This is a genomic window from Eoetvoesiella sp., from assembly GCF_035555955.1.
Lineage (GTDB): Bacteria > Pseudomonadota > Gammaproteobacteria > Burkholderiales > Burkholderiaceae_B > Eoetvoesia.
Genome location: NZ_DATMGA010000066.1, coordinates 25,535 through 49,052, shown reverse-complemented (window position 1 = coordinate 49,052; position 23,518 = coordinate 25,535). Strand labels below are relative to the sequence as shown.

20 protein-coding genes are annotated in these 23,518 nt (G+C 63.8%); 5 read left to right on the top strand and 15 right to left on the bottom strand.

Annotation, left to right across the window (positions count from 1 at the left end; genetic code table 11):
* Nucleotides 1-2 precede the first annotated feature (2 nt).
* The 8 genes from VNT00_RS15175 to VNT00_RS15140 all read right to left on the bottom strand — a co-directional run bounded on the left by VNT00_RS15175 (nt 3) and on the right by VNT00_RS15140 (nt 9,157).
* Nucleotides 3-1,541, bottom strand: coding sequence for a type IV pilus assembly protein FimV (locus VNT00_RS15175; RefSeq protein WP_325588956.1), 1,539 nt, complete (start codon nt 1,539-1,541; stop codon nt 3-5).
* 2 nt (nt 1,542-1,543) lie between these two features.
* Nucleotides 1,544-2,674, bottom strand: coding sequence for an aspartate-semialdehyde dehydrogenase (asd, locus tag VNT00_RS15170; protein WP_325588954.1), 1,131 nt, complete (start codon nt 2,672-2,674; stop codon nt 1,544-1,546).
* Between the two features lie 138 nt (nt 2,675-2,812).
* On the bottom strand, nt 2,813-3,889 hold the full coding sequence (leuB, locus tag VNT00_RS15165) for a 3-isopropylmalate dehydrogenase (RefSeq protein WP_325588952.1): 1,077 nt from the start codon (nt 3,887-3,889) through the stop codon (nt 2,813-2,815).
* Between the two features lie 9 nt (nt 3,890-3,898).
* Nucleotides 3,899-4,549 carry a 3-isopropylmalate dehydratase small subunit gene (gene leuD, locus VNT00_RS15160; protein ID WP_325588950.1) on the bottom strand — a complete coding sequence of 217 codons (651 nt, stop codon included), beginning with the start codon at nt 4,547-4,549 and terminating at the stop codon, nt 3,899-3,901.
* A gap of 9 nt (nt 4,550-4,558) precedes the next feature.
* Complete coding sequence (leuC, locus tag VNT00_RS15155; RefSeq protein ID WP_325588948.1) at nt 4,559-5,962, bottom strand: 3-isopropylmalate dehydratase large subunit; 1,404 nt, start codon at nt 5,960-5,962, stop codon at nt 4,559-4,561.
* Between the two features lie 132 nt (nt 5,963-6,094).
* The gene (aroC, locus tag VNT00_RS15150; protein ID WP_325588946.1) at nt 6,095-7,153 is read right to left on the bottom strand and encodes a chorismate synthase; all 1,059 of its coding nucleotides are present in this window, start codon (nt 7,151-7,153) and stop codon (nt 6,095-6,097) included.
* Nucleotides 7,154-7,307: 154 nt separating this feature from the next.
* Entirely contained in the window at nt 7,308-8,771 is a 1,464-nt protein-coding gene (locus tag VNT00_RS15145; RefSeq protein WP_325588944.1) for a protein adenylyltransferase SelO, read from the bottom strand.
* Nucleotides 8,768-9,157 carry a DUF2069 domain-containing protein gene (locus VNT00_RS15140; protein WP_325588942.1) on the bottom strand — a complete coding sequence of 130 codons (390 nt, stop codon included), beginning with the start codon at nt 9,155-9,157 and terminating at the stop codon, nt 8,768-8,770. The genes VNT00_RS15145 and VNT00_RS15140 overlap by 4 nt, the downstream gene beginning before the upstream one ends.
* 84 nt (nt 9,158-9,241) lie before the next feature.
* Here VNT00_RS15140 and VNT00_RS15135 point away from each other — a divergent pair, with 84 nt between their 5' ends.
* Complete coding sequence (locus tag VNT00_RS15135) at nt 9,242-10,615, top strand: YihY family inner membrane protein (protein ID WP_325588940.1); 1,374 nt, start codon at nt 9,242-9,244, stop codon at nt 10,613-10,615.
* On the top strand, nt 10,599-11,069 hold the full coding sequence (locus VNT00_RS15130) for a CBS domain-containing protein (RefSeq protein WP_325588938.1): 471 nt from the start codon (nt 10,599-10,601) through the stop codon (nt 11,067-11,069). The genes VNT00_RS15135 and VNT00_RS15130 overlap by 17 nt, the downstream gene beginning before the upstream one ends.
* A gap of 66 nt (nt 11,070-11,135) precedes the next feature.
* Here the strand turns inward: VNT00_RS15130 and dusA are convergent, their stop codons facing one another.
* Nucleotides 11,136-12,149 carry a tRNA dihydrouridine(20/20a) synthase DusA gene (gene dusA / locus VNT00_RS15125; protein ID WP_325588936.1) on the bottom strand — a complete coding sequence of 338 codons (1,014 nt, stop codon included), beginning with the start codon at nt 12,147-12,149 and terminating at the stop codon, nt 11,136-11,138.
* A 123-nt stretch (nt 12,150-12,272) separates the two neighbouring features.
* Between dusA and VNT00_RS15120 the strand changes: the two genes are divergently transcribed.
* Nucleotides 12,273-13,241, top strand: coding sequence for a homoserine kinase (locus tag VNT00_RS15120; protein WP_325588934.1), 969 nt, complete (start codon nt 12,273-12,275; stop codon nt 13,239-13,241).
* A gap of 61 nt (nt 13,242-13,302) precedes the next feature.
* Nucleotides 13,303-14,088, top strand: a complete 786-nt coding sequence (locus VNT00_RS15115) for a BPSS1780 family membrane protein (RefSeq protein ID WP_325588932.1) — start codon at nt 13,303-13,305, stop codon at nt 14,086-14,088.
* Nucleotides 14,089-14,091: 3 nt separating this feature from the next.
* Here VNT00_RS15115 and VNT00_RS15110 read toward each other — a convergent pair whose 3' ends face one another.
* The 6 genes from VNT00_RS15110 to VNT00_RS15085 all read right to left on the bottom strand — a co-directional run bounded on the left by VNT00_RS15110 (nt 14,092) and on the right by VNT00_RS15085 (nt 22,035).
* On the bottom strand, nt 14,092-14,940 hold the full coding sequence (locus VNT00_RS15110) for a 3',5'-nucleoside bisphosphate phosphatase (protein ID WP_325588930.1): 849 nt from the start codon (nt 14,938-14,940) through the stop codon (nt 14,092-14,094).
* Nucleotides 14,941-14,965: 25 nt separating this feature from the next.
* Nucleotides 14,966-15,889 (bottom strand): alpha/beta fold hydrolase, encoded by a 924-nt coding sequence (locus VNT00_RS15105; RefSeq protein WP_325588928.1) that lies wholly within the window; start codon nt 15,887-15,889, stop codon nt 14,966-14,968.
* A gap of 71 nt (nt 15,890-15,960) precedes the next feature.
* Nucleotides 15,961-17,208, bottom strand: a complete 1,248-nt coding sequence (locus VNT00_RS15100; protein ID WP_325588926.1) for a dihydrolipoamide acetyltransferase family protein — start codon at nt 17,206-17,208, stop codon at nt 15,961-15,963.
* Nucleotides 17,208-18,254, bottom strand: a complete 1,047-nt coding sequence (locus VNT00_RS15095) for an alpha-ketoacid dehydrogenase subunit beta (RefSeq protein WP_325588924.1) — start codon at nt 18,252-18,254, stop codon at nt 17,208-17,210. The genes VNT00_RS15100 and VNT00_RS15095 overlap by 1 nt, the downstream gene beginning before the upstream one ends.
* 2 nt (nt 18,255-18,256) lie before the next feature.
* A complete protein-coding gene (locus tag VNT00_RS15090) occupies nt 18,257-19,495 on the bottom strand; it encodes a 3-methyl-2-oxobutanoate dehydrogenase (2-methylpropanoyl-transferring) subunit alpha (protein ID WP_325588922.1) in 1,239 nt (412 codons plus the stop codon).
* Nucleotides 19,496-19,542: 47 nt separating this feature from the next.
* Nucleotides 19,543-22,035, bottom strand: coding sequence for a DNA internalization-related competence protein ComEC/Rec2 (locus VNT00_RS15085; RefSeq protein WP_325588920.1), 2,493 nt, complete (start codon nt 22,033-22,035; stop codon nt 19,543-19,545).
* A gap of 229 nt (nt 22,036-22,264) precedes the next feature.
* On the opposite strand from VNT00_RS15085, the gene VNT00_RS15080 reads away from it, so the two are divergent.
* Nucleotides 22,265-23,509, top strand: a complete 1,245-nt coding sequence (locus VNT00_RS15080; RefSeq protein ID WP_325588918.1) for a flavin-dependent oxidoreductase — start codon at nt 22,265-22,267, stop codon at nt 23,507-23,509.
* Nucleotides 23,510-23,518 lie beyond the last annotated feature (9 nt).

Here is a 23,518-nt window from a genome sequence, read left to right as displayed (position 1 = left end):
GGTCAGCTCTTGATGGATGGCGGCTCGGGAGATTCGCTCAGGTCAAGATTGATTTTTTCGAGCTGTTCCTTGACCATGGCCTCGGTAATGGGCGCCCCGCGATCGTCATCGTCGCGCGCGGCATTGGCCCTGCGCAAAACCCAGGCGATGATCAGCACCACCAATGCCAGCAAGGCGGTTACCACGCCCAGCAAATGTTCTTGAAACCACGACACGGATCGACCTGCCTTGTTTATTGCGTTTTTAACGGTATTGCTTTGTTGTGCCGGCGCGGCATTGGCGGCCGGGCCTGCGCCACCACCCTCGCCGGCGGCCGGCGAGCCGGCCGCCGAGGCGCCGGATGCCGTGGCCGATTTCCCGCCGGCCCCCGGCGGGGCCGAAGCGGCGGACGCCGCCTCGCCAGCGGATTTGCCGCCTGCGGAAGAGCCTGCGCCATCGGTGATGCCATCGGCCGCGTCGCTGACGGTTTGCCCGATACCCGCCGCGCCGTCGAGGACGGCGTTCTTGGCGGCCTCGCCCTGGGACTGCAAGGCTAGATTAAGGTTCTTGACGTTTTGCTCCAGCTGCGACACGCGGCCTTGCGCGTCCTCGAGATTCTTGCCGGCGGCGGCACGCTCGTCGGCGGCTTTATCCGAGGACGAGGAGCCGGACAGCACGACTTTGTCGCCGGCCTGGCCCGCGGACGAGCCGGACTCAGTTGACGATGCAGCGGAAACCCGACCCCGGGAAGCCGAGCCGCCCTCCACCGCGTGGCCCTTGCGGGCCGCGAGGCCCTGGCGATAGGCATCGAATTCCTGGGCCTGGCGTTCGAACAGCCGGCGCGCTTCTTTGTCGGAGATGGCCGTCAATTCGGCCGAGCCGGGCATTTGAAGCGTGGCCCCCGCCTTGACCAGATTGATATTTCCATGGATGAAGGCCTGGGGATTGGCCTTTTGCAAGGCGATCATCATTTGGTAGACGCTGACACCCGGCACGGCATGGCGGCGCGCAATCGAAAACAGAGTATCGCCACGACGAACGCGTATGGCCTGGGATGCCGACTGGGCCATGCCCGCCTGTCCCGGACCGGCATTGCCGCTGCCGGCCGCGGATGAAACAGGTGCACCCACCCTTGCCGGCGCCAATACGCTTACCTGATACTGCTGCCGCCCGCTGGCCGTTTGCACTTCGAGCAGCAAATCGGCCACCGGGCCGCCAAGCGGCTGGCTGGAGCTGATTTGCAGGCTTTTTACATTGGCGCGTGCGCCATCGACCAGGCGAAACACGAGCGTTGCGGGATCGACCGGGGGAATGAGCCCGGCCTTTTTCCAGGCCGACAGCGGCGCAGCGCTGACGTGGAACGACTGCTGCTCGGCGGGAGTCAGGCCGCTGACCTGAACCGCGATGCGCAGCGGCTGGTTTTGCTGGGAGACGATGCGGGCGTGGCCCAGCTGCGCTGCGTAGCTTGTCGAACACATGGCCATGAAGGCCGAAAAAGCAAGAACCAGGGGTTTGGTTCGGGGGAAAAACGTGTTCGTGGCTACGCAACGTGTTTTCTGCATTGTCAGAGTTCACCCAAAGAAATGCGCAGCATACGGCGCAAAGGTTCGGCGGCGCCCCAAAGCAATTGATCGCCAACGGTAAAGGCGCTGAGGTATTCCGGCCCCATGGACATTTTGCGCAAGCGCCCCACGGGAATGTCCAGCGTACCGGTGACGGCCACCGGCGTCAATGCCTGCATGGTCGCATCGCGCTCGTTGGGGATGACCTTGGCCCACTTGGAGCCCTCACGCAACATATCGCTGATTTCGTCGAGAGGCACGTCGCGCTTGAGCTTGATGGTCAGCGCCTGGCTATGGCAGCGCATGGCGCCGATGCGCACGCAAAGGCCGTCGATAGGCGTGGGAGCGGTGCCAAAGGCTTCGCCGCGGCCCAGGATTTTGTTGGTTTCGGCTTCGGCCTTCCATTCTTCGCGCGACACGCCGTTGCCCAGGTCTTTGTCGATCCAGGGAATCAGGCTGCCGGCCAGAGGGACGCCGAAATGGTCGCGCGGAAGGCTTTCGAGCTTTTGCGTGGCCAATACGCCGCGGTCGATTTCCAAAATTGCGGAAGCCGGATCGTCCAGCAAGGACTTGACCGACACGTTGAGCAGGCCGAACTGGGTAAGCAGTTCGCGCATGTGCTGGGCGCCGCCGCCCGATGCCGCCTGGTAGGTCATGCTGGTCATCCACTCGACCAGGTCGTTGTTGAACAGGCCCGACAGGCCCATGAGCATGCAGCTTACCGTGCAGTTGCCGCCGATGAAGTTCTTGACGCCGCGCCCGAGCGCCGCGTCGATGACGGGGCGATTGACGGGATCGAGCACGATGATGGCATCGTCGGCCATGCGCAAGGTGCTGGCCGCATCGATCCAGATGCCGGTCCAGCCGGCCGCGCGCAGCTTGGGATAGACCTGGGTGGTGTAGTCGCCGCCCTGGGCGGTGACGATGATGGGCAGCTTTTTCAGGGTTTCGATGTCGTAGGCGTCTTGCAAGGGCCCCGCGCCCTCGGCCCAGGCCGGCGCCTTGCCGCCGGAATTGCTGGTCGAGAAGAACACCGGTTCGAACAGGGAAAAATCGTTTTCGTCGCGCATGCGCTGCATGAGTACCGAACCCACCATGCCGCGCCAGCCGACCAGACCTACTGCTTGGCTCATGTTGCTGTCACTTAAAAAATAGGGAAATCAGGCGTCGATGCACTACCAGGACCCCGGTAATGCATCGTTAATACCGTTAACAAATCACGCTGGGAATCAGCCGTTAACCAGCAATATTAACAATATTATGGTAAGACGCTATTTTAGCGCCTTCAGGACGGCATCGCCCATTTCCGACGTCGAAACCCGGTTCATGCCGGCTTCGAAGATGTCGGCAGTGCGCAGGCCCTGGCGCAGAACCGCCTGCACCGCGGCTTCGATCCGATCCGCCTGGGCCGCTTCGCCAAGCGAGTAGCGCAGCAGCATGGCGGCGGAAAGTATGGTCGCCAGAGGGTTGGCGACGTTCTTGCCGGCGATATCGGGGGCCGACCCGTGGCTGGGCTCGTAAAGGCCCTGGTTCGAGGCATTGAGCGAGGCCGACGGCAGCATGCCGATGGAACCCGTGAGCATGGACGCTTCGTCGGAAAGAATGTCGCCGAACAGGTTGCCGGTGACGATGACGTCGAACTCCTTGGGCGCGCGCACGAGCTGCATGGCGGCATTATCGACATACATATGGCTTAGCGCCACGTCGGGATATTCGTGCGCCACGTCGATGACGGTATCGCGCCAGAACTGGGAGGTTTCGAGCACGTTGGCCTTGTCCACGCTGCAAAGCTTCTTGCTGCGCTTCTGAGCCGCCTGGAACGCCACGTGCGCAATGCGGCGCACTTCGGATTCGGCGTAGTGCATGGTGTCGAAGCCCTGGCGCTCGCCCTTGAACGGGCCGTCGGCGACTTCGCGCACGCCGCGCGGCTGGCCGAAATAGATGTCGCCGGTCAGTTCGCGAACAATAAGGATATCCAGCCCAGCCACCACCTCGGGCTTGAGCGACGAGGCGTTGGCCAGCTCGGCATACAAAATGGCGGGCCGCAGGTTGGCGAACAGGCCCAGTGCGCGGCGCAGGCCCAGGATAGCCTGCTCGGGGCGCAGCTCGCGCGCCAGCGAATCGTATTTCCAGTCGCCCACGGCGCCGAACAAGATGGCCGCCGACTCCTTGGCCAGGTTCAGCGTGGAAGGAGGCAAAGGATGGCCGTGCTTGTCGTAGGCCGCGCCGCCGACAGGCTCGGTATGCAGTTCGAGGTCAAGGCCCAGCGCGCTTAAAACGCGCACGGCCTGTTCCGTGATTTCAGGGCCGATTCCATCGCCGGGCAGTACTGCGATTTTGTGTGTCATTTGTTCTTCCTATGCAATGGGGCGTGATTCAAGCCAGGGGTGGCGAGCCAGGCGTTCGGCCTCGAAAGCGCGAATCTTATCCGCTTTCTGCAAGGTCAGGCCGATGTCGTCAAGGCCGTTCAACAGACAGCGCTTGCGGAACGGCTCGATATCGAAGGCCAGTTCGCGACCGTCTTCGGTGATCACGACCTGCCTCTCCAGGTCGATGCGCAGCTTGTAGCCCGCGAACGCCCGCACTTCGTCGAACAGGCGGGCCACCTGCAGTTCCGGCAGCACGATGGGCAACAGGCCGTTCTTGAAGCTGTTGTTGAAGAAGATGTCGGCATACGACGGCGCGATGATCGCCCGGAAGCCGTACTGATCCAATGCCCAGGGCGCATGTTCGCGGCTGGAGCCGCAGCCGAAGTTCTTGCGGGCCAGCAGGATGGACGCGCCTTGGTAGCGGGGTTGGTTCAGCACGAAGTCGGGGTTGAGCGGGCGTTTGGAGTTATCCATGCCCGGCTCGCCGTGATCCAGATAGCGCAACTCGTCGAACAGATTGGGACCGAAACCCGTACGCTTGATGGACTTCAGGAATTGCTTGGGAATGATGAGGTCGGTGTCGACGTTTTCACGGTCGAGCGGCGCTACCAGGCCGTGATGGGTGGTAAAGGCTTGCATGATGGCTTCCTATCGAAAATTTCGTACGTCGACAAAGTGGCCGGCGACGGCAGCGGCGGCCGCCATGGCCGGACTGACCAGGTGGGTGCGTCCGCCCTGCCCCTGGCGGCCTTCGAAGTTGCGGTTCGAGGTCGATGCGCAGCGTTCGCCGGGCTCCAGACGGTCGGCGTTCATTGCCAGGCACATCGAACAGCCCGGTTCGCGCCACTCGAAGCCGGCTTCCAGGAATATCTTGTCCAGCCCTTCCTTCTCGGCCTGCAGCTTGACCAGGCCGGAGCCGGGTACCACCATGGCCTGCTTGACCGAAGAGGCCACCCGCTTGCCGCGCGCCACGGCGGCGGCCGCGCGCAGATCCTCGATGCGCGCATTGGTGCAGGAACCAATGAATACGCGGTCGACCTTGATGTCGGTAAGCAGCGTGTTGGGTTTCAAACCCATGTATTCGAGCGCGCGCTCCATGCCGCTGCGCCGCACTTCGTCTTTTTCCTTGTCGGGATCCGGCACCCGCGCATCGACGGGCAGCACCATTTCGGGCGACGTGCCCCACGACACCTGCGGCGTGATCTGGCGCGCATCGATCTCGACCACGCGATCGAACGCGGCGCCTTCGTCGGAATGCAGCGTGCTCCAGTATTGAACCGCCTGATCCCACAAGGCCCCCGTGGGCGCATAAGGGCGGCCGCGGAAATAATCGATGGTCTTCTGGTCGACGGCCACCATGCCGGAACGGGCGCCCGCCTCGATCGCCATATTGCAGACCGTCATGCGCCCTTCCACGGACAAAGCGCGCATCGTGCTGCCGCCGAACTCGATGGCGTAGCCCGTGCCGCCGGCCGTGCCGATCTTGCCGATGACGTAGAGAACCAGATCTTTGGCCGTACAGCCCACGGGCAGTTCGCCTTCGACGCGCACCAGCATGTTCTTGTTCTTCTTCATGAGCAGCGTCTGGGTCGCCAGGACATGCTCGACTTCGGAGGTGCCGATGCCGAATGCCAGGGCGCCCACGGCGCCGTGCGTACTGGTGTGGGAATCGCCGCACACGACGGTCATGCCCGGCAACGTGGCGCCCTGTTCAGGCCCGATGATGTGCACGATGCCCTGGCGCCGATCGTTCATGCGAAACTCGGTCAGGCCGTATTTTTCACAGTTTTCATCCAGCGTGTCGACCTGAAGGCGGGAAACGGGATCCTGGATGCCTTCGCTGCGCGCGGTCGTCGGGACGTTGTGGTCGGCAACCGCCAGGTTGGCGCTGACGCGCCACGGCTTGCGCCCGGCCAGGGTCAGGCCCTCGAAGGCCTGGGGGCTGGTCACTTCGTGCAGAAGTTGACGATCGATGTAGATCAAACACGTGCCGTCGGACTCTTGGTCCACTACGTGCGCGCTCCATAATTTATCGTACAGGGTCTGGGCCATGGCTAAGTGCTCTTGAAAGTTCGGGATGGAAAAGCCGGTGCTCGCCACCGGTTTTTTACTATTATGCCAGTCTCATAACCTAGTACAAGAAGACTTTTTATACTAGTACAACGAGTGCTATCCTGAGCAAGGTCAGCCGTTTTGCGCCCTGTGGCGCAGGGCATGGTCCATGAGCACGATGGCCAGCAAGGCCTCGGCAATGGGAGTGGCGCGTATGCCCACGCAGGGATCGTGGCGGCCCAGGGTCTGGACGGTTACTGGCTCGCCCGCTCGATTGACGGACTGGCGTTCGATCCGGATGCTGGAGGTGGGTTTGATGGCCAGCGACACCGTAATCGGCTGGCCCGACGAAATGCCGCCCAATATGCCGCCTGCGTTATTGGTCTTGAAGCCGGCGGGCGTGATTTCGTCGCCGTGTTCGGAGCCGCGCTGCGCGATGCTGGCGAAACCCGCTCCGATGGACACGCCCTTCACGGCGTTCAAGCCCATCATGACATGGGCGATATCGGCGTCCAGCCTGTCGTACAGGGGCTCGCCCCAGCCAGCCGGCAGGTTTTCGGCCACGACCTCGATGCGCGCCCCGATGGAGTCGCCGTCGCGGCGCAATTGATCCATGAAGGCTTCGAGTTCGGGCACCACCGATGCGCACGGCGCGTAGAACGGATTGCCGGAAACCTCGTCCCAGGACTCGAAGGGAATGGCAATGGGGCCGAGCTGGCTCATATAGCCGCGGATTACGGTGCCGTAGGTTTGGGCAAGCCACTTCTTGGCGATGGCGCCGGCCGCCACCGAGGGCGCCGTCAGCCGCGCCGAGGAGCGCCCGCCTCCACGCGGATCGCGCTCGCCGAACTTGCGCCAATAGGTATAGTCGGCATGACCCGGCCGGAAGGTATCGGCGATATTGCTGTAGTCCTTGCTGCGCGCGTCGGTATTGCGGATGAGCAGCCCGATGGGCGTGCCGGTAGTGACGCCTTCGTAGACCCCCGAAAGGATTTCCACCCGGTCGGCCTCCTGGCGCTGCGTAACGTGGCGCGACGTGCCCGGCCGGCGCCGATCGAGTTCTATCTGGATGTCCTCTTCGGACAGGGGCAGCCCCGCGGGACAGCCGTCCACCACCGCTCCGATGGCCGGGCCATGGGATTCGCCGAAATTGGTGACGCAGAAAATTTTACCTAGTGTGTTGCCGGACATATGAATTTTCGGGTAGTAATGGATGAGGGCCTGGGGCCTGCCAACACATATTTCGCAGATCGCGTTGGGGCTGAGCCTGGCGGCAACCGTAATTATGGCATTGCAGCGATATCTTGCACCACGGCGGCGCTTGACGTCGCGGCGGGTATCCGCCTCACGACGAACAACTGACCTCCAGCCGGCAGGCCCACTCCGGCGCCGGCTGGGCGTAATCTTCATAGCCCGGCTGTTCGACATAAGGGTCGCGCAACAGCTTGAGCAGGGTTTCGATTTCGCCGGAGTCCTCCCGGTGCGCGGCCTGTATGGCCTGCTCCGCCAGATGGTTGCGCAACACATACAAGGGATTGGCCGACTGCATGGCAGCGATGCGCTCGGCGTCCGGCCGGTTTTCCAGTGTGAGCCGCTGCGCATAGGCCGCCAGCCATGCCTGGGCCGCCGCGCGGTCGGAAAACAGGTCGAGCCATGGTTCGGGGTCGCTCAGGGCCTGCGCCAGGCGCCTGAAGCCAAGGGTGAAATCGGCTTGCTGGTTGTGCAGCAGACGCCACCAGTCGTCCACCAGCATGTCGTCGCCCTCGCGCCATTGCAGCCAGCCGAACTTGCGAACCAGGTTGCCGCGATACGCCGCGAGGAAATCGTCTTCATAATGCTGCAATTCGGCCCGCAAGGCGTCGGCCTCGATGTCCAATACGGTAAGGCAGCTGGCCAGGCGGTAGAGATTCCAGTTCACCACGGAAGGCTGGGCATTCCAGGCATAGCGGCCCTGCGCGTCGGTGTGGTTGCACACATGGTTGATCTGGAAGCCGTCCATGAAACCATAGGGGCCGTAGTCCATGGTCAGGCCCAGTATGGACATATTGTCGGTGTTCATCACACCGTGGCAAAACCCCACCGTCTGCCAATCGGCCACCAGCCTGGCCGACCTGGCCACGACCTGGCGCAGAAACCTCAAGGCGCTTTCGCCGGGATTATCCTGGACCCGGCATTCGGGATAAAACCTGTCGATGACATAGTCGAGCAAAATACGCAGGTTTTGCGGGCTCCCGCCCCAGTGCTCGAACGATCCGAAGCGGATGAAGCTGGGCGAGACCCGCGCCACCACGGCGGCCCGCTCTTCGGTTTCGCGATAGACCGGATCGTCGCCGACCACGATGGCCAGGGCGCGCGTGGTGGGAATGCCCAGGCCGGCCATGGCCTCGCTGGCCAGGTATTCGCGCACGGAAGATCGCACGACCGCCCTGCCGTCGCCCATGCGCGAATACGGCGTGCGCCCCGAGCCCTTGAGCTGGATTTCCATGGGCCCTTGCGGGGTGATCACCTCGCCCAGAAGATGCGCGCGGCCGTCGCCCAACTGGCCGGCCCACACGCCGAACTGGTGGCCGCTGTATACGGCGGACAAAGTCTGGCCGCCGCGCAGCGGCACGCTGCCCGCGCAGACATCCAGGAAATCCTGGCCCGCCAAGGCCCTGGGCGACAGGCCAAGCAAGCCGGCAACGGAGGCATTGGCATGCAGCAGCCGGGGCCGGCGCAGAGGCGTCGTCGCCAGCCGGGTGTAGAAGGCCGGCGGCAGTTGCGCAAACGAATTGACGACCTCGAGATCCTGGATGCTGTCGATGCTCATTGCGCCTCCTTCTGGATTGCGCTTTTCGCCTTGGCCGCCTTCTTTGCCGGCCGCAGATAAAAAATGGCACAAAAATAAAAACCCAGAGACAAAATGATTTCGATCCAGGCCATGGCCACGGATGCGGAGGATGGATCGGAATACGCCCGCACGATACCCTCCATAAGGTAAAGCAGGACGAGCATGGCGGCCCATTGCAGCGTGTAAAGGCTGCCCTTGAGCACCCCGCGCAGCGGAAACAGCAAAGGCAGGACCTTCAGGACCAGCAGCGAACCGCCGGGGCGCAAGGGCGCGGCGCCAAGCTCCCAGACCAGGCAAAGGGCGATGAGCCCGACCAGGAAAAAAATGGCGCCATAGCGCAAGACAGGGTTAGGTTGCGTATTCATACTGGTATTATTACTCGAATCCGCTGCCGCGGTATGCGTGGACGATAGCCTGGCTGCCCACGCCCGCCATGCCGAATCCAATTCATGAATACCGACGCCAACGACCTTCCCGCCTCCGACACCCCCGCCGATCGCGTGCGGATCTGGGCCATCAACTCCGGCAAAGTGCTGCGCTACGCCGCGCAGCGCGCCAGCGAGAAGAAGCTGCCGCAAGTCGCATCCAGCCTGACCTTCACCACGGTCCTGGCCATTGTCCCCCTGCTAGCCGTCGTGCTGTCGCTGTTCACGGCATTCCCGTTGTTTGCCGATTTCAAGGACGCCCTGGAAGGCTTTCTGACCAGCAACCTCATGCCGCCGACGGTCTCGGACACGGTCATGAGCTACCTCAACCAGTTCGCCGCCAAGGCATCGGGACTGACCACGGTCGGGGCCGTCTTTCTGATCGTCGTGTCGGTCATGCTCATCATGACCATCGATACCGCCTTCAACGATATCTGGCATGTCGAACAGCAGCGCCCCATGCGCCAGCGCATGCTGGTGTACTGGGCCATTATTTCGCTGGGGCCGGTGCTGGCCGGCGCAAGCCTGTGGACGACCTCGTACCTGGCCCGCGAATCGCTGGGCCGCGTCCAGGAAATCGCGCCGGCCCTGAACGTGGTCTTGTCGTTCGTGCCGCTGGTCATCACAGGCCTGGGGTTCGCCGCCCTTTTTGTAACCGTTCCCAACAGGCAGGTGTACTGGCGCGACGCCCTGGCAGGAGGCTTCGGCACGGCCATCGTCCTCGAAATCATGAAATCGGGCTTTGCGCTGTACATTACGCGCTTTCCCTCCTACACCATCATCTACGGCGCGTTCGCCACCCTGCCGATCTTTCTGCTATGGATCTATCTGTCGTGGCTGGCCGTGCTTTTCGGCGCCACCGTCGCGGCGACGCTGCCGTCGCTGCGTCTGCGCCGCTGGGCGGAAAACCGCCAACCCGGCTCCGCCTTCGTGGATGCGATCAATGTCATGCGCACCTTGCGAAGCGCCCAGGGAACGCCCTCTCCGGGCCGCAGCCTGCGCTTCCTCAGCGCCCACCTGCGCCTGCATCCCGACGAACTGCTCGTCGTCCTGAGAACACTGAAACGCCTGGGATACGTGGTGCCGACGCATGAAAAAGGCGCGGAGCAATGGGCGCTGACCTGCGACGTGCGCGACGCCGATCTGGGCAGGATCATCGACGCGCTGTTGATAGACCGCAGCCAGATCGGCCTGCTTGAAGATCCGGGACTGCTCGACGCCGTTTCGGCCTCGCTGGCGCAATCGCTTCCGGTCACGCTCGAGCAGCTCATGGACGCCGGGCCGGGCACGGATCAAAAACACAACGAAACGCTATCCGAAAGCACCGTTATGATGCAAAATAGTCCAAAAGAAGCACACCAGTCGAACCAGGAGGCCCACCATGTTGAAAGTCAGTGAAATATTGCGCGTCAAGGGGCATACCCTTTATACCGCCACCCCTGACACCCCCATTGCCCAGGCCCTCGAAACCATGAGCGAGCAAGACATCGGCTCCTTGGTCATCATGGACCACGGCGAGCTGGTCGGCATGCTCACCTTCCGCGAAATCATCCGGCATCTGCATGCCAACCAGGGCGTCACCGGCCCCAACACCATCCGCAGCATCATGGACGACGCGCCGGTCAGCGTCACCCCCAACACCAGCGCCGACGAAGTCCAGCGCCTGATGCTCGACAAGCACGCCCGCTACATGCCGGTCATGGACGGCCCGGTACTGCAAGGCGTCATTTCCTTCTACGATATGGCTCAAGCGATTGTTGCGGCGCAACAATTCGAGAACACCATGCTCAAGGCCTACATCCGCGACTGGCCCGGCGACCACACCGACGCCGAAGCCAAGGAACAGAACTAAACAAGCCTTCCATAAGCCGTACAGGCCACGGGGCAAGAACCAGCCCAGGTTGCAAAAGCACAGACTCTAATCCGAATTCCGGGCCAGGGCTTCCCAGGCCTGCTCGATAACTTGCGGGTCGTTGCCGCCCAGCACTTTGGGGTCGGACAGCGTCCGCCGCCAATGACGGGCGCCGGGGCGCCCGCCCATCCAGCCCAGCATGGGCCGCACCACGATGCGCAACGGCACGCCTTTGGCGACCTCCCGCGCGGCGTAGTCCGTCATGGCATGCACGACCTGCCCGGGTTCCAGCAGGACGACATCCGGATCGCACATCCGCGACAACTCGGACAGCACGCCCGGCGTGTGCCAGGCCGCGCGGCCCAGCATGACGCCGTCGAAACCGTCCAGCAATTCCCGGGCATGGCCGGCCAGGGTAATGCCGCCGTTCAGCACGAACCGGCTGTCCGGAAAATCCGCCTTGAGGCGGGCCGCCATTTCGTAGCGCAAAGGCGGGATCTGGCGGTTGTCCTTGGGCGACAAGCCTTTCAGCACGGCATTGCGCGCATGCACGATGAACACGCGGCAACCCGCAATGTGCAGGGCGCCGACGAAATCGCGCACGAAACCATAGGATTCGTCATAATCCAGACCCAGCCTGTGCTTGACGGTCACGGGCACCGACACCGCGTCCTGCATGGCCTTGACACAGTCGGCCACCAGAGCCGGCTCGGCCATCAGGCAGGCGCCGAACGCGCCCTTTTGCACGCGCTCGGAGGGGCAGCCGCAATTCAGGTTGATTTCGTCATAGCCCCATTGCTGGCCCAGCCGGGCGCAGTCGGCCAAAGCAAAGGGTTCGCAGCCGCCCAACTGCAGGGCCACGGGCTGCTCTTCGTCGTTGAAGTCCAGATGCCTGGCCACGTCGCCGTGCAAAAGCGCGCCGGTGGTGATCATCTCGGTGTACAGACGGGCCTTCGGCGCCAGCAGGCGATGAAAGTAGCGGCAGTGCCGATCCGTCACGTCGATCATGGGCGCGACGCACACGCGCCAATCGGCGTCGCTGGCGCCAGTCGGAAAATCTGGATTTACAAGGACATTCACTGAACTTTGAACCGTATGAAGGGTTTATTGATGCATGCGCACAAGCGCATCCTGGTCTAAAATCGATGGCCCGCACTGGACGGGCCCGATGATAACCAAACAGCACACACGAGTTTACCGCCTATGGCCGTTTTTACCTCCGTCAGCGACAGCGACGCCCGTGAACTACTCACGCACTACAAGCTGGGCGAACTGGTGACACTGCGCGGCATCACCGCCGGCATCGAGAACACCAATTATTTTCTCACCACCACGCAGGGCGAATATGTGCTCACCCTGTTCGAAGTCCTGACCGCCGGGCAACTGCCTTTCTACATCGAACTCATGCATCATCTGGCCGGGCACGGCATTCCCGTGCCCCAGCCCCAGACGCAAATCGACGGCAAACGCCTGACCTCCCTGCACGGCAAGCCTTGCGCCATCGTCAGCCGGCTATCGGGCGGCTACGAACCGGACCCCGGCCCCGCCCATTGCGCCTTGGCCGGCGAAACCCTGGCGCGCGCCCATCTGGCGGGCTCGTCGTTCGACATACGGCAGCCCAACCTGCGCGGACTGGACTGGTGGCAAAAAACCATCCCGCAGGTATTGCCCTTTCTGAACCCCGCGCAGGCCGAACTCATTCAGACCGTGCTGGCCGAACAAACGCAGTTCGCCTCCGGCCCCGTCTACAAAGCCCTTCCCTACGGCCCCGCGCATTGCGACCTGTTCCGCGACAACGTGCTGTTCGACGGAACCTTCGAGACGCCCAAAATGGGCGGTTTCATCGACTTCTATTTCGCCGGCTGGGACACCTGGCTGTTCGACGTGGCCGTCAGCGTCAACGACTGGTGCATCGAACGGCACACCGGCGTCTTCGACCAGGACAAGCTGCAGGCCTGGCTTCGCGCCTATGCGGCGGTCAGGCCGTTCACCACCGAAGAGAAACTGGCCTGGCCCATGCTGCTGCAGGCCGCCGCACTGCGGTTCTGGGTATCGCGGCTGTTCGATTTTTACCTTCCGCGCCCGGCCCAGACCCTCAAACCGCACGATCCGCGCCACTTCGAGCTCGTCCTGCTGGCACGCCGCCGCGACGCCGCGCTGGCGTTACCATAGATCCATCGGCAAGCCCGTACCGGGCGCAAGCGACACACCCATTCTGGATTGAACCAATATTATGCAAGCAGCCACTCTCCCGTTTTCGTCCGGCTGGCGGTGGATACAAGACGGGGCTGGAATCTTCAAGCGCCAGCCCATGGCCATGTTCTTCTGGAGCCTGATAACCGGCTTTCTAATCACCATCGCCTACCTGATCCCGCTGATCGGGCAAATGGTGCTGATCGCCGCCATGCCCATCCTGACCTTCATCACCCTCAACGCCAGCCGCAACATCGTCGCAAACCGCCCCATGCTGCCCGGCATGTGGCTGGCGCCCCTGCGCGACACGCAAACGCGGCGCAGCCTGATGCGGCTGGGGCTGGTTTACCTTGGGTTCTGCCTGCTGGGGGGTTTCCTGGCCACCTTGCCTTTTCTGGATGGCCTGATGGCCGCCGTCTCGGCCGACGGCAATGTCGATCAACTGGCTCTGGCTCAAGCCATACGCGGCCCCTTCATTGCCTTCGGCATCCTGTACGTGCTGATTTCCGCCCTGTTCTGGCATGCTCCCGCGCTGATGGGCTGGCACCGGGTCAAGCTGGTACAGGCCATGTTCTACTCCATGGTGGCGTGCTGGCGCAATAAGTGGCCGTTCCTGCTGTACGGGCTGAGCTGGGGCGCCATTTTCCTGGCAACCCAGCTGCTGGGCAATATGCTGGTCGAACTGGGGCTGGGCGCGGGCGTGGTGCAGATCATCCTGACCCCGGTCAACCTTATCATTGCCGCCGTGCTGTATTGCAGCTTCTACCCGACCTACATGAGCGTATTCGGCGCAAACTACCCCGCGTCGCAGCCCGACGGGCGTTAGGCCCTAAACCCAGTCGTGCCAGACCGGCGTCAGGCCCGGAGGCAGAGCGGGCATGGCGCCCAGGTCGATCCGGCTTTCGCCCGGGGCATGGAAATCCGAGCCGCGCGATGCCAGAAAGCCGTATTGCCGGGCGATGTCGGCATACTGGCGGTACTGGTCAGGCCGATGGCTGCCGGTAACCACTTCGATGCCCTGCCCGCCCAATTGCTTGAAATCGTCGAACAAAGCGCCGAACTGCGTCGGCGTATACATGTAGCGCCCCGGATGGGCCAGCACGGCGCGGCCACCCGCCGCCAGTATCCAGGAAACGGCTTGGCCAAGGCTGGACCAATGCACTCGCACATAGCCGGGCTTGCCGTCGCCCAGGTATTTGTCGAAGGCGTCCTGCATGCCTTTGCACAAACCCTGCTCGACCATGAAGCGCGCAAAGTGGGTGCGGCTGAGCAGGCCCGGGTTGCCCGCATAGCGCAAGGCGCCTTCGTAGCTTCCAGCCACGCCCTGGGCCTCCAGCCTGCAGGCCATCTCGCGCGCACGCCCTATGCGGCCGGCGCGGATGCCGTTCAAGCCATCCTGCAGAACCGCGTTATTCACATCGACGTTCAGGCCCACCACGTGAACCGTTTGATTGGCCCAGGTCGTGGACACCTCGACGCCGGGAATGAACACCATGCCCAGCTCGCGCGCTGCCCGGCCCGCTTCGGCAAGGCCCGACAACTCGTCGTGGTCGGTCAACGACCATACATCGACGCCGTTGCGGCTGGCCCGCTCCGCAAGCACGGCCGGCGCAAGCACGCCGTCGGACACGCTGGAATGGCAATGCAGGTCGACGTTGAGGGGGCTCTTGGAATTCATGCTTGTTTCTCGAAACCGGCCGGCATCATGCGGCCAATAAAAACTGCCTGATGGGCTCGATCTGCTCGTCGACGAGCAAGGTGGGCGCATGGCCGACATCGGGAAACTCGACCATGGAGGCATGGGGGTTGCGGGCCAGCATTTCGGCAGCCGTTTCGGGCGACAACAGGTCGGACTGCTGGCCGCGAATCAGCAATATGGGCGCGTCGATGCTCTGGTAAGCAGCCCACAATACGAGTTCGGCCGCCGCCACGCTGGCTTCGTTCTGCAGGGCCATGGGTTCCGCCATGCGCACGTCGTAGTGCTTGATCCAATGGTCGCCCTGCCGGTTGAACACATAGCGCGTCAGCTGCTCCCATTGTTCGGGGCTGTGCTGCCCGAAACCCTCCGACACGGACCGCACATACTCGACCGCCTGCGCAAAATTGTCGAATTGCGGGCTTTTTCCCACATATTCGACAATGCGGCTCAAACCGGCGATATTCAGTTGCGGGCCGACATCGTTCAGCACCAGCCTGTTGAAGCGGATGGTTTGCTGGGCAGGCAAGCCGAAAGCGCCGCGATCCGGGCGCTGGACGGCGGACATGGCCAGCACGCCGGCCAGCCCCAAGGCGATGAGTCCGCCCATGGAAGTACCCAGCCAGTCCAGCCGGACCGGATTCAATCGGGCGATAAGGGTGAGCATGTCGGCAACGTATTGCGGCACCGCGTAGCCGGCAGGATTGACGAGCCAGTCCGATTTTCCGCGCCCCACGACGTCGGGACACACGACGCGAAAACGATGCTGCAGCCGCTTGGCGACTTCGTCGAAGTCGCGGCCGGTGCGTGTCAGGCCATGCACGCAAAGCAGGACATCACGATTGCCGGGGTCGCCCCATTCCCAATACGCCATGCGATGCGTGCCCGCCGGGCTTGCGCACATTACATATTCGAGACGAGGTTCCGGCATGGATGCTCCAGGTAAAAGCAAAAAAAGGCAAAAAATGGCGTGCGGCCTGATTAGCCAAACAGAACACTAGCTTACTCTACAAACAGTGTCGCGGGGCACTCCAGATAGCCGCGAACCGCCTGGATGAAGCCGGCGGCGTAGGCGCCGTCGATGACGCGATGGTCGAACGACGACGAAAGGTTCATGCATTTCCGCGCCACGATGGCTCCCCCCAGCACGGCGGGACGCTCGACAATCCGGTTCACGCCCACGATGGCCACTTCGGGACAATTGACCATGGGCGTCGAGACAATGCCGCCCAGGCGCCCAAGGTTGGTCAAAGTGATGGTCGAGCCGCCCTGGTCGGCAAGCCTGGCCTTTCCCGCCCGAGCTTCACCGGCCATGCGGGCAATTTCCCTCGCACAGAACCAGAGATCGTGGCTTTCCACGTTGCGCAGCACCGGAACCAGCAGGCTCTCCGCCGCATGCACCGCCACGCCCGCATGCACCGAGGAATAATGCGTAATTATTTCCGCCTGGTCATCGTAGCGGGCATTGACCAGAGGGTAATCACGCACAGCCTGGGCCATGGCGCGCAAGATGAACGCCGATACCGTCAGGCGGCCCCTGTCATCTTCCCATTTGGCGTTCAGGCGCGCGCGCAGCGCCTCGAGCTCGGTCACGTCCACCTCTTCCACATAGCTGAATTGCGGAACGTGCCGCAGCGCTTCCTGCATCTTGCGGGCCATCCGGCGACGGACTCCGGCAAGCGGGAGCGCCGTTCCATCCTGCGCGGCAACGCCATCGATGCCTGCAGGCCCGCTTGCATCGGCGGGATGCCGCTTGCCCTGGCCCGCCTGCCAGGCATCCAGGTCCGCATGCAGGATGCGGCCTTCCGGGCCGCTGCCTCGAACCTCGGCCAGGTCGATTCCTGCTTGGCGCGCATGCTGCCTGACGGAAGGCGACGCCAGCGCCTTGCCGCCTCCGGCGCCGGATGATACGGATTGCACCGCCGCATGGGCCGGCCCGCCCCGCCGCCCGGCATCGGCGCCGGGCGCTTCCGGTTGCCGCCGCGCTTGCTGTTGCCCGGCTGCTGCAGCCGCCGTTTCGATATGAATGAGATCGGAACCCACCGCCACAGTATCGCCTTCCCGCGCATGCAGGGCGATAACCGTGCCGCTGACCGGCGAAGGAATCTCGACCGTGGCCTTGTCGGTCATGATGTCCGCCAGGACCTGCTCTTCGGCGACTTCGTCCCCCGCCTGGACATGCCATGCAACCACCTCGACCTGAGCAATGCCCTCGCCGATATCCGGCACCTTGACGATGTTCAACGCCATTATTCCGCCTCCACGCAACGCCTGAACGCCGCCGCCAGTCTGGCCGGCCCGGGGAAATACGCCCATTCCTGGGCATGGGGATACGGCGTATCCCATCCGGCGACGCGCTCGATGGGCGCCTCGAGGTGGTAGAAGCAGTGCTCCTGGACCAGGGCGGCCAGCTCGGCTCCGAACCCGCTGCTGCGGGTCGCTTCGTGCACGATGACGCAGCGGCCGGTTTTCTTGACCGATTCGACCAGGGTGTCGAGATCGAGCGGCCACAGGCTGCGCAAATCGATGATTTCCGCATCGATGCCCGATAGTTTGCACGCCGCTTCGGCCACGAAGACCATGGTCCCGTAGGTAAGTACCGTCAGCGCCGCGCCCGGGCGGAACACCGACGCCGACTCCAGCGCGACGGTATAGTGGCCAGGCGGCACATTGCCCAGGGGATGGCTGGACCAGGGCACGACGGGCTTGTCGTGGTCTCCGTCGAACGGTCCGTTGTAAAGCCTTTTCGGCTCCAGGAAAACAACCGGATCGTCGCTTTCGATGGAGGCGATCAGCAAACCCTTGGCGTCGTAAGGGTTGGAGGGCATGACCGTGCGCAGGCCGCTGACGTGCGTGAAAAGCACCTCGGGGCTTTGGCTATGGGTCTGGCCGCCGAAGATCCCCCCGCCGCAAGGCATGCGTATGGTCAACGGCGCGGTGAACTCGCCGGCCGAACGGTAGCGCAGCCTGGCCGCTTCGGACACGATTTGATCCATGGCCGGATAGTAGTAGTCGGCGAACTGGATTTCGACCACAGGCCTCAGGCCATAGGCCGCCATGCCGACCGCCGCGCCCACGATGCCGCTTTCCGAAATGGGCGCATCGAACACGCGCGTGCGGCCGTACTTGGCCTGCAGCCCCTCGGTGCAGCGGAAAACCCCGCCGAAGTAGCCGACGTCCTCGCCGAACACCACCACGTTTTCGTCGCGCCCGAGCATGACGTCCATGGCCGAACGCAGGGCCTGCACCATCGTCATCGAAACCGTTTCCGCGACATCCCGGATTTGCGCCGCCATGATCATTCTCCCGATCGAAAATCCGCAAGCTGCCGGCGCAGGTGCGCGGGCATGACTTTGTATACATCGTCGAACATGGAATCGGGGTCGGGAATGCGGCCCGTGGCCAGGGAGCCGTGGCTTTCCGCCTCTTTCTGAGCCGCCAGCACCTCGGCTTCGAGCTCTTTGAGCGCGGCCAGGTTTTCCTGCTCGGACCAGAGCCCCTCCCGCTCCATGTATTGGCGCAGGCGGGGAATGGGATCGCCCAGCGGGAAATTGGCCCAGTCGTTTTCCGGCCGGTAGCGGGAAGGATCGTCGGACGTGGAGTGCGCGCCGCCGCGGTACGTGACCCATTCGATCAGGGTGGGCCCAATGTTGCCGCGCGCGCGCTGCGCGGCCCATTGCGAGGCGGCGTAGACCGCCAGGAAGTCGTTGCCGTCGACCCGCAGCGACGCAATGCCGCTGCCGATTCCGCGCGCGGCGAAGGTGGTTTCCTCGCCGCCGGCTATGGCTTGGAAAGTGGAGATGGCCCACTGGTTGTTCACGACGTTGAGGATGACCGGCGCCCGGTAGACATGGGCGAAGATCAGCGCCGAGTGAAAATCGGATTCGGCCGTCGCGCCATCGCCGATCCAGCCCGAGGCGATGCGGGTATCGCCCTTGATCGCCGAGGCCATGGCCCAGCCCACGGCCTGCACGAACTGCGTGGCCAGATTGCCCGACAGGGTAAAAAAGCCGGCATCGCGCATGGAATACAGCACCGGCAACTGGCGCCCCTTGAGCCGGTCGTTCTCGTTGGACAGCAGCTGGCAGATGATGTCGACCAGCGGCGCGTTGCGTGCCATCAGGATGCTTTGCTGGCGGTACGAGCAAAAGCACATGTCGTCCGGGTTCAGCGCCATGGCTTGCGCCACGCCCACCGCCTCCTCACCCAGGCATTGAATGTAGAACGACATTTTCTTCTGGCGCTGGGCGACAAGCATGCGCGTATCGAATATGCGGGTCTTCATCATGGCGCGCAGGCCCGCCCTGAGCGTTTCGGGACTGATGCCGGGAACCCAGGGCCCCAGCGCGCGCCCATCGTCGTCGAGCACGCGGATCAGCGTATAGGCGAGGTCGATGAGTTCGGAAGCGGATGTGTCGATTTCGGGACGGCGCGCCTCGCCAGCGGGCGCCAGGCGCAAATACGAAAAATCGCTGGGATGGCCGGGGCGCCCGGAGGGCTCCGGCACATGCAGCCTTAGTGGTTGCGATTGACTCATGAAAGCTCCTTCCCGTACGAAGTTGCTGCTTTCCATTCTACCGCCGATTACCGTCCCTGCCAGTATCGCCGCCGCGCCTGCCGGCTGCTTTGGACGGCAAGGCCTTCCGGGCGCGACCGGAACGATACGGCGCCGTCCATGTCGGTGCGCCAGAACCGCGCACCGGCAGCCTCCCAGCGCCGCTGCACCCGCGGACTGGGGTGGCCGTAGCGGTTCCAGGCGCCGGCTTGCGCTACGGCATGGTCCGCATCCGCGGCCCGCACGAATGCGGCTCCCGACGATCCGGCGGAGCCGTGATGGCCGACGGCCACGACGTCGACCCCGGCCAGTCCCCGATCGACCAGGATGCGCTCCTGCGCCACGCCGATATCGCTGGTCAACAAAATGGAATGGTGTTTTCCCCGTATGCGCAGCACACAGGCCGCGTCGTTCGGGCGCACGGGCGTCTTGCTGCCTTTGCCGGCCTCGCCAGGCAAAGGCCATAGAAACTCGAAGGCCACGCCGTCAATGCGCCACGCCGCGCCGTATTCGCACGCCGACATGGCCAGCGGCATGACGGGCAATTGCCCGGCAAGGCCAAGCAGTCCCGCTTCGCGGCCAAGATAGGCCCGCAAATCGAAGGAGCTGTACGACTGCTGCACAGGCATGGAAGAAAGCAGGCTGCGCACGCCGCCCGCATGATCGATATCGGCATGCGACACCACCAGCACGTCGATCGCGCGTTCGCCCAGCGCCTTCAGGAACGGCAGGACGATGCGCGCGCCGCCATCGGACTCCGGGCCGCTGCGCAATCCCGTGTCGAACACCAGCACATGACGCGCCGTCTGCACGACCAGCGAGCCGGCCTGTCCGACATCCAGCGCAAACAGATTCCACCCGCCCGGCGGCGGGCGTTCCGCGCGCCAGAACAAGGCCGGCAGCACCAGCAGCCAGGCGGCCCGCCGCATGGGCAGCCCGTAAGGCATGGCGGCCAGCAGCAGCCCCGACACGGCGAACAGGGTCGCCCACGCCGGCGCCGCGGCCACCCCTACGCTTGCCAGTTCCAGGCCCGCAAGCCAGGCCGTGGGCCGCATCAGCACATCGAGCACGGCATGCCCCAGCCAGGCGGTCGCCGCCGCCGCAAGCTCCAGGCCCGGAAGCACGGCGAACAACGCCAGCAACAGCGACAGCGGCGTGACGATGAAGGTCACCAGCGGTATGGCATAGGCATTGGCCAGGGGCGACACCAGCGACACCTCGTTGAACAGCAGCGCCAATATCGGCATGAGCGCCACGGTGATCGCCAGTTGCAGGATCGTGGCCGCGGCAAGACCCAGGACAAGCGCCTTTGTCCGGGAAATCCTCGCGTGCCGCATATGCCTTCCCCACCACGAAGCGCTGGCCATCAGTACCCAGACAGCGCCAAAGGAAAGCCAGAAGCCGCTGGCCAGAATCGCCCAGGGATCCAGCATCACCACAGCCAGGGCCGCAAGACACAATAAGCGGGAGGCGGTGAACGGAACACGGAAAACATGCGCGCCGGCCAGGACGGCCAGCATCAAAAAAGTACGCCGTGCCGGCACGCCCCATCCCGCCAGAAGGCAATACAGCCAGGCAACCAGCAAGGCCGCCAGGGAAGCGGCGATTTGCGCGGGGACGCGCTCGGCCAGCATGCGGCCGCCAAAACGGCAACGCCGCCAGGCCCAAAGCACCGTCAACCCTCCAAGCGCGGCTATCATCGTGATGTGCCCGCCGCTTATGGCGATAAGATGGCTCAGGCCCGCCCTGTTGAATACCTGCCAGTCCGCAGCCGGTATGGCCGCCTGGTCGCCTATGCTCAGCGCCAGCAGCACCGAGCCGTAGCGCTTGCCCTCGATGAACGGCGACACCGCGGCCCTCACCCTATGGCGCAAACGTTCTGCGGCCACGGGCAGGCTCTGCCAGGGGTCATCTTCGAGCAGCACCGGCGTGCCGCGCACGCGGCCCACGGCCCGGATCCCCTGGGCGAACAGATGGGACTCGTAGTCGAAACCGTGCGGATTATGCACGCCATGCGGCCGACGCAGCGTCAGCGCCATGCGCCAGACCTGCCCGGGCGCCAGCTCGGGAAACTCGGCGGGCGTCGCGCGCGACGCCCCATAGGGCCCGGAATAAGCGGCTGCATTCCACGACACCTGGATGCGCGACGGCACGCCCGCCGGCCTGGACGAAACAACCTCGGCCTCGAACACGCGGCTGTCCGCATTGACGCGCGCCAGCCCCGCCACCCGGAGCACCACGCGCGACACTTTGTCCTGGTTGCCTTCGTCCAGGCTGTCGGCCAGGCGCAGCTGGGCAAGCGCCGCGGTATACGCCAGACCCAGCGCAGCGCCCCAAAGCAGAACCAGTAAAAACCTGAGCCTGCATGCCCAGGCGTGGCGGCGCAGCGCAAAGACACCCGCCGACAATATGGCTACAGCGGCAAACGCCATTATCAGCGGGAAAGCCCCCGGCAAAGCCGGCAGGCTTTGCACGGCGCCCGATGCCAGCAGAAAGGCCAATATGCCCGCACGCCCCGTCACCGCCCCACCTCCATAAAGCGGACAGCATAGACGCGGGCAACTGAATTCGGCGGAGCAACGGGACAAAACCGGAACATCGGCTTATACCTGTCCATGCCCGCTCATCGCTGCGCCACCCGAAGATGGATGTGACCGGGGACGATCGGCCCAGCCCGCCAGACAAGCAGCGGCCGACGAAGGACCTACCTCTGGTTTGGTATGATCTACGCCTTATCGTCGGGAGAAAAAAGTGAAAGTCATTATCGTTGGCGCCGGCATCGGCGGCCTGACCCTGGCCCTGATGCTGCACAAGCGCGGCATCGAATGCGATATCTACGAAAGCGTGCGCGAACTCAAGCCGCTGGGCGTGGGCATCAATCTGCTGCCTCATGCGGCCAACGAAATGCGCCAGCTGGACTTGCTGGACACGCTAAGCGCCCGCTCCGTGCTGACCTCGGCCCTGCACTACTACAACAAGCACGGGCAAACCATCTGGGAAGAGCCCAGAGGGATTGCCGCCGGCTATCCCGTGCCGCAACTTTCCATCCACCGGGGCGAGCTGCAGCTGCTGCTGGCCCAGGCCGTGCGCGAGCGGCTGGGCGCGAATCGCCTGCATCTTGGCATGGCTTTCGAGTCGCTGCAGCAAGACAGCCACGGCGTCACTGCCATGTTCAACAACCGCAACAATGGCGGCTGCGAGCAGGTTCGCGCCGACGTTCTGGTCGGCGCCGACGGCATTCATTCGGCCGTACGCAAGGCCTTCTATCCAACGGGCGACGAATTCCAGTTTTCGGGCCGCATCCTGTGGCGCGCCATCACCTATGCCGAACCGTATCTGGACGGCAAAACCATGTTCATGGCCGGCTACCAGGACCAGAAATTCGTCGCCTACCCGCTTGCCGCCACCCCGCAGGCCGGCGGGAAAACACCCATCAACTGGATCGCCGAGCTCAAGGTCGACGCCGACGACCTGCCCGCCACCGACTGGAACCGCATCGTCGACAAATCCGTTTTTGCCGACCGCTTCAAAACCTGGAACTGGAGCTGGATAGACATCCCCGCGCTGATCGACGGCGCCGAGGCCATCTACGAGTTCCCCCTGGTTGACAAGAACCCGCTGCCGCGCTGGTCCTTCGGCCATGCCACCCTGATCGGCGATGCCGCGCACCCGCTCTACCCCATCGGCTCCAACGGCTCGGCCCAGGCCATTCTCGATGCCCGCCGCATTGCCGAGTCGCTGCAGGAAGTCAGCGAAAAAGGGCAAAAAAGCATTACCCTGGCCCTCAAGGAATACGAGGCCGACCGCCTGCCCACCACCACAGGCATCATCCTGAGAAACCGCCTGAACGGCCCGGAACAGGTCATGCAGCTCGCGCACGAGCGGGCGCCGAACGGCTTCGCTCACATCCACGATGCGGTCTCCGAACAGGAACTGCAGGAAGTCTCGCTGCGCTACAAACGGCTGGCGGGTTTCGATCCCAGCATGCTCAAGTAAGCCAGGCCG

Excerpts from the sequence above, each read along its gene's own strand:
- VNT00_RS15110 (WP_325588930.1), bottom strand. The coding sequence starts at position 14,940 with ATGAATTCCAAGAGCCCCCTCAACGTCGACCTGCATTGCCATTCCAGC.
- VNT00_RS15090 (WP_325588922.1), bottom strand. The coding sequence starts at position 19,495 with ATGAGTCAATCGCAACCACTAAGGCTGCATGTGCCGGAGCCCTCCGGG.
- asd (WP_325588954.1), bottom strand. The coding sequence starts at position 2,674 with ATGAGCCAAGCAGTAGGTCTGGTCGGCTGGCGCGGCATGGTGGGTTCG.
- leuC (WP_325588948.1), bottom strand. The coding sequence starts at position 5,962 with ATGGCCCAGACCCTGTACGATAAATTATGGAGCGCGCACGTAGTGGAC.
- VNT00_RS15095 (WP_325588924.1), bottom strand. The coding sequence starts at position 18,254 with ATGGCGGCGCAAATCCGGGATGTCGCGGAAACGGTTTCGATGACGATG.
- leuD (WP_325588950.1), bottom strand. The coding sequence starts at position 4,549 with ATGCAAGCCTTTACCACCCATCACGGCCTGGTAGCGCCGCTCGACCGT.
- VNT00_RS15140 (WP_325588942.1), bottom strand. The coding sequence starts at position 9,157 with ATGAATACGCAACCTAACCCTGTCTTGCGCTATGGCGCCATTTTTTTC.
- VNT00_RS15175 (WP_325588956.1), bottom strand. The coding sequence starts at position 1,541 with ATGCAGAAAACACGTTGCGTAGCCACGAACACGTTTTTCCCCCGAACC.
- VNT00_RS15120 (WP_325588934.1), top strand. The coding sequence starts at position 12,273 with ATGGCCGTTTTTACCTCCGTCAGCGACAGCGACGCCCGTGAACTACTC.
- VNT00_RS15105 (WP_325588928.1), bottom strand. The coding sequence starts at position 15,889 with ATGCCGGAACCTCGTCTCGAATATGTAATGTGCGCAAGCCCGGCGGGC.
- aroC (WP_325588946.1), bottom strand. The coding sequence starts at position 7,153 with ATGTCCGGCAACACACTAGGTAAAATTTTCTGCGTCACCAATTTCGGC.
- VNT00_RS15135 (WP_325588940.1), top strand. The coding sequence starts at position 9,242 with ATGAATACCGACGCCAACGACCTTCCCGCCTCCGACACCCCCGCCGAT.
- VNT00_RS15130 (WP_325588938.1), top strand. The coding sequence starts at position 10,599 with ATGTTGAAAGTCAGTGAAATATTGCGCGTCAAGGGGCATACCCTTTAT.
- VNT00_RS15145 (WP_325588944.1), bottom strand. The coding sequence starts at position 8,771 with ATGAGCATCGACAGCATCCAGGATCTCGAGGTCGTCAATTCGTTTGCG.
- leuB (WP_325588952.1), bottom strand. The coding sequence starts at position 3,889 with ATGACACACAAAATCGCAGTACTGCCCGGCGATGGAATCGGCCCTGAA.
- VNT00_RS15115 (WP_325588932.1), top strand. The coding sequence starts at position 13,303 with ATGCAAGCAGCCACTCTCCCGTTTTCGTCCGGCTGGCGGTGGATACAA.
- VNT00_RS15100 (WP_325588926.1), bottom strand. The coding sequence starts at position 17,208 with ATGGCGTTGAACATCGTCAAGGTGCCGGATATCGGCGAGGGCATTGCT.